The sequence below is a fragment of the Streptomyces sp. SID5910 genome, from assembly GCF_009862125.1.
GTDB lineage: Bacteria > Actinomycetota > Actinomycetes > Streptomycetales > Streptomycetaceae > Streptomyces.
The window spans coordinates 1-11,273 of record NZ_WWHX01000857.1 but is presented as its reverse complement, the minus strand read 5'-3'; the positions used below and the strand labels follow the sequence as shown (position 1 = coordinate 11,273).

Annotated in this window: 9 protein-coding genes, 1 pseudogene and 1 riboswitch; of the genes and pseudogenes, 6 read left to right on the top strand and 4 right to left on the bottom strand. The window is 74.0% G+C overall.

Annotation, left to right across the window (positions count from 1 at the left end; all coding sequences use genetic code 11):
- From GTW67_RS30220 to GTW67_RS30200, 5 genes and pseudogenes are all read left to right on the top strand, one after another.
- Positions 1-434 (top strand): annotated as a pseudogene (locus tag GTW67_RS30220) (hypothetical protein); the annotation flags it as partial.
- Positions 427-2,748, top strand: coding sequence for a polysaccharide biosynthesis protein (locus GTW67_RS30215; RefSeq protein ID WP_161167933.1), 2,322 nt, complete (start codon positions 427-429; stop codon positions 2,746-2,748). The pseudogene GTW67_RS30220 and the gene GTW67_RS30215, both read left to right, overlap by 8 nt.
- Before the next feature lie 186 nt (positions 2,749-2,934).
- Complete coding sequence (locus GTW67_RS30210) at positions 2,935-4,791, top strand: glycosyltransferase (protein WP_237519096.1); 1,857 nt, start codon at positions 2,935-2,937, stop codon at positions 4,789-4,791.
- 27 nt (positions 4,792-4,818) lie between these two features.
- Positions 4,819-5,271 carry a hypothetical protein gene (locus GTW67_RS30205; RefSeq protein WP_161167931.1) on the top strand — a complete coding sequence of 151 codons (453 nt, stop codon included), beginning with the start codon at positions 4,819-4,821 and terminating at the stop codon, positions 5,269-5,271.
- 41 nt (positions 5,272-5,312) lie between these two features.
- Positions 5,313-6,395 (top strand): glycoside hydrolase family 26 protein, encoded by a 1,083-nt coding sequence (locus tag GTW67_RS30200; RefSeq protein ID WP_161167930.1) that lies wholly within the window; start codon positions 5,313-5,315, stop codon positions 6,393-6,395.
- Positions 6,396-6,414: 19 nt separating this feature from the next.
- Here GTW67_RS30200 and GTW67_RS30195 read toward each other — a convergent pair whose 3' ends face one another.
- Genes GTW67_RS30195 through GTW67_RS30185 form a run of 3 tightly spaced genes read right to left on the bottom strand, consistent with a single transcriptional unit; the run spans position 6,415 to position 9,641 of the window.
- Complete coding sequence (locus GTW67_RS30195) at positions 6,415-7,221, bottom strand: polysaccharide deacetylase family protein (RefSeq protein WP_161167929.1); 807 nt, start codon at positions 7,219-7,221, stop codon at positions 6,415-6,417.
- Positions 7,218-8,546 (bottom strand): glycosyltransferase family 2 protein, encoded by a 1,329-nt coding sequence (locus GTW67_RS30190; RefSeq protein WP_161167928.1) that lies wholly within the window; start codon positions 8,544-8,546, stop codon positions 7,218-7,220. The genes GTW67_RS30195 and GTW67_RS30190 overlap by 4 nt, the downstream gene beginning before the upstream one ends.
- A gap of 30 nt (positions 8,547-8,576) precedes the next feature.
- Positions 8,577-9,641, bottom strand: coding sequence for a GNAT family N-acetyltransferase (locus tag GTW67_RS30185; protein ID WP_346010784.1), 1,065 nt, complete (start codon positions 9,639-9,641; stop codon positions 8,577-8,579).
- 234 nt (positions 9,642-9,875) lie between these two features.
- On the opposite strand from GTW67_RS30185, the gene GTW67_RS30180 reads away from it, so the two are divergent.
- On the top strand, positions 9,876-10,685 hold the full coding sequence (locus GTW67_RS30180) for an HAD family hydrolase (protein WP_161167926.1): 810 nt from the start codon (positions 9,876-9,878) through the stop codon (positions 10,683-10,685).
- Between the two features lie 48 nt (positions 10,686-10,733).
- Here the strand turns inward: GTW67_RS30180 and GTW67_RS30175 are convergent, their stop codons facing one another.
- Positions 10,734-11,225 (bottom strand): transglycosylase SLT domain-containing protein, encoded by a 492-nt coding sequence (locus GTW67_RS30175; protein WP_161167925.1) that lies wholly within the window; start codon positions 11,223-11,225, stop codon positions 10,734-10,736.
- Between the two features lie 3 nt (positions 11,226-11,228).
- A riboswitch (cyclic di-AMP (ydaO/yuaA leader) is annotated at positions 11,229-11,273 on the bottom strand. This riboswitch is flagged as partial in the annotation.

The window sequence follows — 11,273 nt, the reverse complement described above, 5'->3', positions numbered from 1 at the left end:
TCCCTGCCGCTCCGCAGCCCGACGGGCATCGCCCTGCCGCTCCGCAGCCCGACGGGCATCGCCCTGCCGCTCCGCAGCCCGACGGGTATCGCCCTGCCGCTCCGCAGCCCGACGGGCGTCGCCCCGCCGCCCCGCCGTCCGGCGAGGCGCAACCCCTCTTCCGGGTGCCGCTGTTCGTGGCCGACCGGGATGCCGCGATCGCCGCGCTGGCCCGGCGGGGCATCGTCGTCGGGTATCTCTACGATCCGCCGCTGGACGACTACGCGGGCGCGGAGTTCACCGACCTCTCGCCCAGCCCGGAGGGCGCCCGCTGGTTCGCGCGGCACGCGCTGCCCGTCGACCCGCTGCGCGCCCGCGCGGTCGTCCGGGTGCTGGAGGAGTCCGGGGCGCGGCCCGCCGAGGCGCCGCAGGGGGCGGGTACGTCCCGTGGCTGAGACGCGGGTGCACGAGGCCGCCGCGACGCGCGCGGACGGCGACGCGGAGCCGTCCGGGAGCGGGCACGGCTCCGACTCGCTGTTCAAGAACGCCTACTTCCTCATGCTCAGCACCGGCGTCTCCGCCGTGCTCGGCCTGGGCTTCTGGCTCGTGGCCGCCCGCTACTACTCGGAGGAGGCCGTCGGCCAGGGCTCGGCCGCCATCGCCGCGATGCGGCTGCTCGCCAGCATCACGGCGACCACGATGATCGGTGCCGTCGTCCGCTTCGTGCCGCGCGCCGGACGGGCGACCGGACCGCTCGTGTGGCGGGCGTACGTGGCCAGTTCGGTGGTCGTCGTCGTGGCCGCCGTCGTCTTCCTGCTCACCCTCGACCTGTGGGGCGCCTCGTACGCCCCGCTGGGCACGGCGAGCGCCGGGACGCTGTTCGTCGCCGCGTGCGTGGCCTGGGCGCTGCTCACCCTCCAGGACGGGGTGCTGACCGGACTGCGCAAGGCCGAGTGGGTGCCCGCCGGGAACGCGGTGTTCTCGGTCGGGAAGCTGATCCTGCTGGCCGTCTTCGCCTCCACGCTGCCGGTGCTCGGCATCTTCGTGTCCTGGGCCGTGGCCATCGCCTTCTCCACCCTGCCGCTGGGCTGGCTGATCTTCCGCAGGCTCATCCCGCGCCAGGCCGCCGCCGACCACGACGTGGAGCCGCCGAAGGTCCGCGAGATGGGCCGCTTCCTGGCCGGCGACTCGCTGGGCGCGCTGTTCAGCCTGGCGATGATCAACCTGCTGCCGGTGATGGTCGCGGTCCGCTTCAGCGCCGCGGAGAACGGCTACTTCTACGTGGCGTACACGGTCGGCGGCACGATGGAGTTCATGGCCATCAACATGGCCTCCTCGCTCACCGCGCACGCCTCGCACGACCCCCGCCGCCTCGCCGACGGCGTCCGCGGGGCGCTGCGCCGCATGACGCTGCTGCTGGTGCCGGTCGTGCTGGTCCTGGTCGTGTTCGCCCCGCAGATCCTCGCCCCCTTCGACGCGGACTACGCCGAGCACGGCTCCACGGTGCTGCGGCTGCTGGCCATCGGCGCGCTGCCGAGGATCGCCGTCGAGCTGTACATCGGCGTGCTGCGCGTCCAGGGCCGCACCGGCGTGCTCGCCGCCGTACAGGGCGCCATGTGCACCCTCGTCCTGGGCAGCGCGGCCGTGCTGTTCACGCCGGCGGGTATCGCAGGCGCCGGCTGGGCGGTGCTGCTGAGCATGACGCTGGTCGCCGTGGGCTGCGTACCCGGCCTGCGCTCCACCCTGCGCGGCGGCGAGGGCACCGGCGGCAGGAGGCAGCGCGGCGGCCGGGACGCCGAGGGCCCGGACTACGGCACCAGCTGGGCGCGGTTGAACGCGACCGCCGGTTACGGCACGACCTGGGCGCGCCGGGCCGCCCACGAGGAGAAGGACGCCGACGGGGACACGGCCACCCTGTTCATCGGCCGCCCCGGCTACGAACGCGAGGCGTTGCAGGCGGACACGCTGGCCCTGATCGTGCGGCCGCCTGCGGCCCCCGCCGACGCCGTACCCGGCGTACCCGACGAGCCCGGTGAGCCCGGTGAGCCCGGCGACCCCGGCGACCGAGCCGATCCCGTCGAGCCCGCCGAGACGTACGAGGACGCCACCCCGCAACGGCGCCTCGCGTACGCACTGTGGACGCTGCTCGGCATCGCCACCGCCGTCTACTGGCTGGCGTTGCGCGGACTGCCGTGGCTGGGGGACGGGAACGGCGCGCCGGCGGAGCTCACCGGCCGGGAACTGCTGCACGGGCTGCCGCCGGCGGCGCTGGTCGCGGGCGCGGTCCTGCTCGTCGGCTTCGCGGCGTCCGTGACGCTGTACGCCCGGCCCGACCCGTGGCTGCCCGGCGCCGCGCTGGGCTCCGCCGTACTCGCCCTGTACGCCGCGCCCATCGCCCTCGGCCGGGAACCGCGGCCGGTGGAGGGCGCGTTGTACAGGGAGATGGCCGGATTTCTGGCGGAAGCGGTGGGCTTGGACGGTCCTGGGCCCCTTCTGCGCTGGGCGCCGCTCGTCCTGCAATCGCTGTGTCTGGTGGCGCTGTGGCCGCTGCTGGCGAAGGCCGGCGGGCGGCTGTCGTGGCAAGGACGCTGGGGGGTGCTGTATGTCGTCGCCGTGGGGGGCTGGGTCTGGCGGCAGGAGCTCGCGCCGGCCGTCGCGCCGCTGCTCGCGCTGCTCGTCCTCGCCGTCCTGCTCCTGTCACTGCGCCGCCCGGCCGCGGTGACCCGACTCGCGCACCGCAGCAGACCGAACGACCTGTCCAGGGACTGATCGAGCACAGAGCCGAACCGCCAGGGGGGAACCGTCGTGCGTCCGCCAGCAACTCCACGGGAGAGATCAGCACCGGAGCCCGTGCCCGAGCACGGAGCGGCCTCCCGCAGCACGCAGGAGTCGGCCGCCGCCTCCTCGGACGACGTGTCCGCGCGCCCGGACCGCGGCGCCGCTCCCGTACCGCCGCTGCCGCCCGCGCGGGACCCCGCCGAACCGGGCGCCGCCGCCCGGCGGGTGCGCGCCGCCGCCCTGCCCGCCGCCGCCCTGCTCGTCGCGCTCGCCCTGTGGGTCTTCGCGACGCGGCACACCGACGTGTCCCGCCTCGACGACTACGGCCTGGTCACCGCCCTGCACCCGGCCTTCTGGGCCGGCCTCGCCGTCCTCACCACCGGCTTCTGGTTCACGGTCCGCGACCCGCGCCGCGGCAACGGCTGGTCGTTCGCGTACGTCCTCGCGCTGCTGCTGATGGAGCGGGCCACGCAGGCCGTGCTCTATCCGAACCCGCTGTACGCCTGGGCGTGGAAGCACGACGCGGTGATCGGCCACCTGCTCACCTCCGGCGGACTCCAGGGCGCCGACCGGCTCGGTGACATGGCCGTCTACGACCAGTGGCCCGGCTTCTTCGCCGCCCAGGCCGCGCTGGTGCGGCTGCTCGGCGTGGACGACGCCGCGATGTACATGGCGTGGTGGCCGCTGGTCTCCAGCCTGATGCTGCTGCTCCCGCTGCTGCTGATCTACCGCACCTTCACCCAGGACCGGAGACTGATCTGGACGGCGGTGTGGCTGTTCTACGTCGCCAACTGGGTGGGCCAGGACTACTTCTCCCCGCAGTCCGTGGCCTTCGCCCTGCACCTCGGTGTCCTGGCCGTCGTCCTGCGCCGGTACGCCAGGTCCGGCGGGCGCCCGGGGCGTCACGGGCAGGCGGTGTGGACGGTGCTGATCACCGTGCTGGTCACGGCCGTCGTCGTCTCGCACCAGCTCACGCCGGGCATGCTCGTCGTCTCCCTCGTCGCCCTGGCCTGCACGCGCCGCTACCGCGACTGGGTCCCGCTGGTCACCGCGGTCGTGATCTTCCTGGCGTGGTGCCTCACGGCCGCGCTGCCGTTCCTGTCCGCCGCGATGCCGGACATGATCCGCTCCATCGGCGACGTCGGCGCCAACGTCGAGACCGGGTACGGGACCACACCCACCGGCACCGGCGCGGTGGCGACCTCCTGGGCGGCCCGGCTGCTGTCGGGTTCCGTCCTGCTGCTTGCGCTGGCCGGGGTGCTGCGCCAGCGGGTGCTGCGGCGCCGGGCGATGCCGCTGCTGCTGCTCGCCGCGGCTCCGCTGCCGATGTTCGCGGCGAGCAGCTACGGCAGCGAAATGATCTTCCGGGTGCTGATGTTCATGCTGCCGGGAGCCGCGTTCTTCGCCGCCGCCGCGCTCCTGCCCAAGGTGCGCACGCTGGCCGCCGAGGCCGCCGGCGCCACCGCGGGGGAGCTCGGCGGAGACCGGCCCGCCACCACCCGGCGCCGGATCGCTCCGTCCTCCCTGTTCCCCGCCCTGCCCCCCGCCCTGCGCCCCGCCGCGTGGGCGCCGCTGCTCGCCCTGCTCGCGGGGACGCTCGCGTTCGTGCCGAGCTACTCCGGCAAGGACCGCGTCAACTACTTCCCGCCCCGGGAGGTGGCCCTTGTCCAGCAGCTCTTCGACCAGGCGCCCGACGGCTCCCTGGTCGTCGCCGCCAACCGGAACTATCCGCTGGCCTACGAGGCGTACTGGCGCGTCGACCACTACTGGTTCCTCGACGACGCCCGGCGTCACGTCGACGAGATCGTGCGGGACCCGGCCGGCACGCTCGCCCGCGACATGGCGGGAGTGGAGCGCCCGGGCCGGGCCTACTTCCTGCTCACCCAGGGACAGTTGGCGAACTCGGAGATGAACGGGCAGCTCGACCGCGCCCAGTTGACCCGCATCCGCGAGTCCGTCTCGGCGTCGCCGCGGTTCGCCCGCGTGGCGGAGAACAGTGCCGGCGTGCTCTACGTCCTGAAGCCGGCGGGCTGAGCCGGTGAGCCGAGAAGGGATCGCGTCATGACACCGCAGGACCTGGTGATCCGCATGCTGCCCGCGTTCGGCGGCTGGCTGGCGCTCGCCGCGCTCGCCCTGCCCGACGGGTCGCCGCCCCGCGGGGCGGCGGTCGCGCTCTTCCTGGCCGTCGGCCCGGGAGCCGCACTGGTCAGGATCTACGGCCCCGCGATGCGCGCCCGCCGTGCCGAGGGGCCCGTGGAGCGGCACGACGCCGACTTCGAGCGCCACTCCGACCTGCTGGAACGGCTGATGCTGGCCGTCCTGCTCAGCGTGAGCGCCGCCATCCTCGTCGCGACGGTGCTGATCGCGGCGGGCGCCTTCAGCGGCGAACGCACGCTGCTCGCACTGACCATGCTGACCACGCTCGCCGCGCTGTGCCCGCGCCTGCGCGCCTCCCCGGCGCCGGGCACGGCACGAGAGACGGCGGCCGGGACAGGGAAGGGTTCCGCTCCGTGAGGTTCGCCCGACCCGCTCGCCGCACGACCGCACCACCGACGATGACGACGACCGGTCAGCACCGCAGGCCCAGGGACACGAGCAGGCGGCGGTTGCTGATCACCTCGGTCACGGCCACCTGCGCGGTCCTGATCGCGGTGCTCGCCCTGGGCGACGCCTCGGGGCCGTCCGGTCCGGCCGACGACGCGAAGTGCCGGCCCACCGCACTGCTCGAACCGCCCTGCGGAGCCTGGTTCGGAGCCTTCGTGCCGCACGACAAGGCCGACCTGGCGGAGAAGGTCGACGCCTATGAGCAGCGGGTGGGCCGCAGGCTGGACATCGTGTACACGTACCACGACATGTCCGCGGTCACCGGCACCCGCCTGGAAGGCCAGTTGCTCACCGAGCAGGAGCAACGCGTCGGCCGGAACCGGATGCTGCTGTTGTCCTGGGAGAGCAAGTGGTGGGGCGGCACGCGACGGCAGCAGCCCACGTGGCGGCAGATAGCCGACGGCGAGCTGGACGACTCGGTGATCGACGTCCAGGCACGCCGGATCAAGGAGTACGGCGAGCGGACGGGCAAGAAGGTCTTCCTCTCCTTCGACCTGGAGATGGACACCCGCACCCCGGAGAACGGCAGCCCCGCCGAGTACGTCCGGGCCTACCGGCACCTCCACGACCGGTTCCGCGCCCTGGGCGTCGACAACGTGGTGTGGACCTGGATCATCACCGGCTACCTGGACCACGCCGACCTGTTCCGGAGCCTGTATCCCGGGGACGACTACGTCGACTGGATCGGCTACAACCAGTACAACTACTACCTGTGCCACCAGGCGAAGTGGCTGACCTTCGCCCAGACGCAGCAGGACAGCCACGACTGGATCCGCCGCCACATCTCCGCCGACAAGCCGCTGATGCTGTCGGAGTTCGGCACCGCCTCCGACCCGGAGCGGCCGGACCGCCAGGCCGACTGGTACGCGCGGGTGCCCGGGGTGCTCAAGGACCTGGAGGGGGTGAAGGCCGCCCTCCAGTGGAACTACCGCGACCCGGGGCCGAACTGCGACCTGTCGGTGGCCGGCGACCGGGCCTGGGCCGCCCTGCGCGGGGCGGCCGGTGACCCGTACCTCAACCAGCCACACGGTTGACCGGGACCGCCGCCCCTCGTCACCCCGCGAACTCCGGCCCGTGGAGCAGGGCGCGGCCCCGGCGGTACCAGCGCCAGCCGATCGTCCTCGGCCCGTCCCGGTACGGCGCGACCCGGGCGCCGTCGCCCGCCAGCCAGGCCCGCACGTCGGCGACGGTGTGGCCGCGGCGCACGATGAGGCGGGCGATGCGGTACCGCTCGTCGCGGCGGGAGCTGAGCGCGTGCCGTACGGCGGTGGCCGTCTCGTAGCCGGCGCGGGCCGACATGGCCCTCACCCGCGGGCTGTTGTAGCCGTGCGGATAGGCGAGGTGGCGGACCGGGTGGCCGAGGGCGTCCTCCAGCACGTCCTTCGAGGTGCGCAGTTCGTACGCGAGGTCCTTGCCGGACAGGGTGTCCAGCTGGGCGTGGGTGACGGTGTGGCTGCCGATCTCCAGGCCGGCGCGCTCCAGCCCCGCGGCCTCGCCCAGCCTCATCATCGGCGCGGGCGGCAGCAGGCTGCGGCCGCCCGGGGTGATGGCCCCGGTGGTGAGGTAGGCGGTGGCGGGCAGCGAGCGGTCGGCCAGCGCCTCGGCGGTCGGGCCCGGCAGGTCGGCGAAGCCGTCGTCGAAGGTCAGCAGCACGGGCCGGGGCGGCAGGGGTGCCCGTCCGGCGAGGTGGTCGGCGACGGCGCTGATGGTGACGGGTGTGCGTCCGCTGTCGACGATCGTGTCGAGATGGGCGGCGAACTCCTTGGGAGCGACGGTGAACTCGGCGATCCAGTCGGGCGGATCGGCCATCACAGCGTGGTAGAGGAAGACGGGGATGAAGTCGCCGCCCGCCGATGTCATCGCGTCCCCCTCGGAGCCGACCGGAGGGCGTACCGGGCCCGCAGATAGCCCACCGGCCCGTAGACCATCCCCCGCCGCTGGAGCCGCGACAGCCGCCGTGGCCAGGGGTGGGTCCGTTCGTCATGGCCGCCCGGTGCGCCGCCGCCGTCGGTGTCGCGGACGGCGGTCAGGGCGCGCGCGTGGGCGAGGCCGCGCGGCAGCCGGGCGAGGAGCGCCGGCAGCAGCGCCGGCCGGTTCACCAGGATCGCCGTGAGGTACACGGTGAGCCCGGCGCCGTAGCCGTACGCCTGCGTCTCCAGGTCCCGCCAGGTCTCCCGGTGGTGGTGCCAGACCAGGGCCGTCGGCGTGTAGTGCAGCCGCCCGCCCTGGGCGAGGACGCGGACGAAGCCGTAGAGGTCGTCGCCGCCCCGCGCGTGCGTGCCCGCGCCGGTCGCCGGGTCGAAACCGCCGGCCGCGCGCAGCACCGCCGTACGGAAGGCCATGTTGGCGCCGGAGCCGAAGCGTCCCGCGGTGAACGGGAACAGCGGTTCGCCGGCGGGCGGGTGCGCCGGGTCGTACGTGCGCGGGGTGAAGCCCTTCGCGAAGCCGCCGTGGCTCTCCAGCAGCACCTGGGCGGGGGTGCGCAGCCGCGCGGGCAGGATCAGCCCGGTGGCGCAGCCCAGGCCCGGGTCGGCGGCGAAGGGCGCGGTCAGCTCGGTGAGCCAGCGCGGGTCGGCGACCACGTCGTCGTCGGTGAAGGCGACCACCTCGCCCCGGACGGCGGCCAGCCCCCGGTTGTGGGCGACGGCGAGCCCCGGGGCCGGCTCGCACACGTACCGCACGCGCTCGGCGTACTTCCGCTCGACCAGCTCCCGCGTCTCGTCGGTCACCGGGGCGTTGTCGACGACGACGATCTCGACGTCCGGATGATCCTGCGCGAGCAACGAGTCAAGCGCCCGCCCCAGCAGCCGGGCCCGCTCCCGGGTGGCCACGACGACACTGACGCCCGGCGACGCGACCGGTGAGCCGAGCCGTCCGTTCGGCGTGGCGGCCCCGGGCCCGCCCGCCGGCGCCGGGTGCAGGCGCCGGGCCAGCGCAGCCAGTGTCCGCGTCGGGTCCGCGCCCTCCGGTACCCGGGCGAGCAACGTGCCCACGGGCCGGCCCCTCCTGCGGACCAGGACGAACACCGCGCCCGACGTCACCGGCGGGCTGCCCGGACCCGGTCTGAGGGCGGCGGCCTCCTCGTCGTCCCCGAGGTCCAGCTCGGCGACCTGCACCGGCTCCGTGCTCAGGAACCTGTCGATCTCCTGCCGTGTCTCCTGCCGCGCACGCCGTGCCCCGGCCATGCGCCCCACCCCCTCGTGGTTGCCCCTCCGTCACGGCCGGCGCAGCCGGGCCGCCCCCTTCAGCGTGCGTGCCGCCAGCGACGCCAGCCGGGGCCGGCCGCGCACGAAGCTGTGCGCGCGGCGGGCCGGCTCCCGGCCGAGCCACTGAAGCGCCGCGCCCGCCCCCGGACGCGTCGCCGTCCCCTCGTACACGGGAAGTTCGCCGGTCTTCAGCGAGTCCTTGTACTCCGCCGCGCCCCGCCCCATGTCGAGCAGGCCGATCCCCTCGGCGGCGGCGGCCTCGGCCATCCGCAGATGCAGCACCAGCCCCGGCGAGAACTTCGCGACCTCCGGGTCGTACGCCGGGAACCAGCAGGCCAGGACCGATGCCGAGCGCAGCCCGAAGTGGGCGGCGACGGGCCGCCCGCCCGCGTAGAGCACGGACAGCGTGCCCGTGCACTGCGGCGCCCGGGTCTCGGCGAGCCGCCCGACGAGCCGGGTGATCCACTCCTGCGCGAACCGGTCCCGGCGCCCCGTCCTGCGGTACTGCGCCGACTTCCACTCCATGAGCGTGCGCAGCGCCGCCGGTTCCCGCTCGTCGAACACGAAGCGCACGTCCCCGACCTGCCGGCCCAGCCTGCGCTCCTTGGCGAGGGTGGTCTTCAGGAACTTCGGCGACTGGGCGCGCAGCACGCTCTCGTACGCCTCGTAGCCCTTCTCCACGTCGATGACGTAACTGGTGTGCTCCTCGGCGGCGTACGGCACGAACAGGCCCTGCTCGGCCTCCAGGTTGTCGAAGGCGAGGCTCGACAGGGAGCAGGCCCGCAGGAGTTGCCGGGGGTCCGGGGCGAGGCCCGGCCGCAGCACGGCGCCCTGGCAGTCCGAGACCCCGAGTCCGATCGCCCGGCCCTGGCCCAGCGGCCCGCGCTCGTACGGCAGGAAACCGGCGGCCTCGCCGCCCTCGTACAGCACCGCCACCCGCGCCCCGGGCCGCACCCGGCCCACGGCCTCGGTGAACTCCGGCTCCATGAACGGACTGCGCGGCGATCTCGACGCCGCGCGCAGCGCGCGCCAGCGCTCCCGTTCCCCCTCGCCCAGCTCCCCCGGCCTGAGCACACGTACACGTCCGCCGTTCAACCCGACCCCCCGATCAAGTCCCCCCTGGACAGAAGGAAGGTACCGCCGGGGCGGTCCGGAGGGTAGAAGGCAGAGCATGTTGTTGCCAACTGGTGCACAGGCCTTTAACTGCCTTTAGCCGGTGTTGTGCCAGGTTTCGGACACCTGCGAACGACCTCGTGCGCAACCGGTCGTGGGTGAGTCGGACAGGTGCGGTGTCCGTATTCTCTGATCATGGACCGCACCGCATACGCCCTCGTCGCCACCGACCTCGACGGAACGCTGCTGCGCGGCGACGACACCGTCTCCGAACGGTCGCTGGCCGCGCTGGCGCGGGTGGCCCGGGCGGGGGCGCGGCACCTGGTGGTGACGGGGCGCCCGGCACCGAGGGTCCGCCCCCTGCTGGACGGCCTCGGCTGCACGGGGCTCGCGGTGTGCGGACAGGGCGCGCAGGTGTACGACGCCGGCGCGCACCGCATGCTGTGGTCGGTCACCCTGGACCGGGAGCTGGCGGAGACCGCGCTCGGCAAGATCGAGGCCGAGGTGGGGGAGGTGTACGCCGCGGTCGACCAGGACGGCGTCGACGGGCTGACGCTCATCGAGCCGGGCTATCTGATGCCCCACCCGACCCTGCCCGCGGTGCGCGTCGAGCGGCGCGACGAGCTGTGGAGCGCGCCGATCAGCAAGGTGCTGCTGCGCCACCCGGACCTCACCGACGACGAGCTGGCGGCGACGGCGCGCGCGGTGGTCGGCTCGCTGGCGACGGTCACGATGTCGGGGCCGGGGACGGTGGAGCTCCAGCCGTGCGGGGTCACCAAGGCGACCGGTCTGGCGCTCGCCGCCGAGCACCTGGGGCTGAGCCGGGGGCGGACGATCGCCTTCGGGGACATGCCCAACGACATCCCCATGTTCCACTGGGCGGCCCGCGGGGTCGCCATGGCGGACGCCCACCCCGAACTCAAGGCGGTCGCGGACGAGGTCACCACGACGAACGAGGACGACGGCGTGGCCGTCGTCCTCGAACGGATCTTCGGAGCCGACTAGGTCCCGTCCGCCGAGGGGACCTGGTCGCGGCTCACCGCGGGGTACGGCTCAGTACGCGCTGAAGACGTTGTCGATCGAGCCGTAGCGGTCGGCCGCGTAGTTGCAGGCGGCGGTGATGTTGGCGACCGGGTCGTACGAGTCCCAGGAGGTGCCGGCGACGTGGTACGCCTGGAAGGTCGGGTCGATCACCTGGAGCAGCCCCTTGGACGGGGTGCCGTTGACGGCGTTGATGTCCCAGTTGTTGATGGCGAGCGGGTTGCCGGACGACTCGCGCATGATGTTGCGGTGGATGCCGTCGTACGACCCGGGGATCCCGTGCTGGGCCATGATGTCCAGCGACTCGCGGATCCAGCCGTCGAGGTTGTCCGGGTACGCCGTGGTCGCCGTGGTGGCGGTGGTCGTGGCGGCCGGGGTGGCGGCGGACGCGGTGGCGGCGCCGATCAGCGGCAGGGCGAGCACGGCGACGCCGGTACCGGCGACGGCGAGCTTGCGGGCGATGCGGCTGGTTCGAGCGTGACGGTTCTGACCGTTGGCAGGCATGTGTGTGTCCCTCTCCAACGCCTGCGAGGTGAGCTGTCGGGTTCGGGC

What these genes read in the sequence shown, in the direction of transcription:
- GTW67_RS30205 (WP_161167931.1), top strand. Translation starts at nt 4,819, where the DNA reads ATGACACCGCAGGACCTGGTGATCCGCATGCTGCCCGCGTTCGGCGGC.
- GTW67_RS30200 (WP_161167930.1), top strand. Translation starts at nt 5,313, where the DNA reads ATGACGACGACCGGTCAGCACCGCAGGCCCAGGGACACGAGCAGGCGG.
- GTW67_RS30195 (WP_161167929.1), bottom strand. Translation starts at nt 7,221, where the DNA reads ATGACATCGGCGGGCGGCGACTTCATCCCCGTCTTCCTCTACCACGCT.
- GTW67_RS30190 (WP_161167928.1), bottom strand. Translation starts at nt 8,546, where the DNA reads ATGGCCGGGGCACGGCGTGCGCGGCAGGAGACACGGCAGGAGATCGAC.
- GTW67_RS30180 (WP_161167926.1), top strand. Translation starts at nt 9,876, where the DNA reads ATGGACCGCACCGCATACGCCCTCGTCGCCACCGACCTCGACGGAACG.
- GTW67_RS30175 (WP_161167925.1), bottom strand. Translation starts at nt 11,225, where the DNA reads ATGCCTGCCAACGGTCAGAACCGTCACGCTCGAACCAGCCGCATCGCC.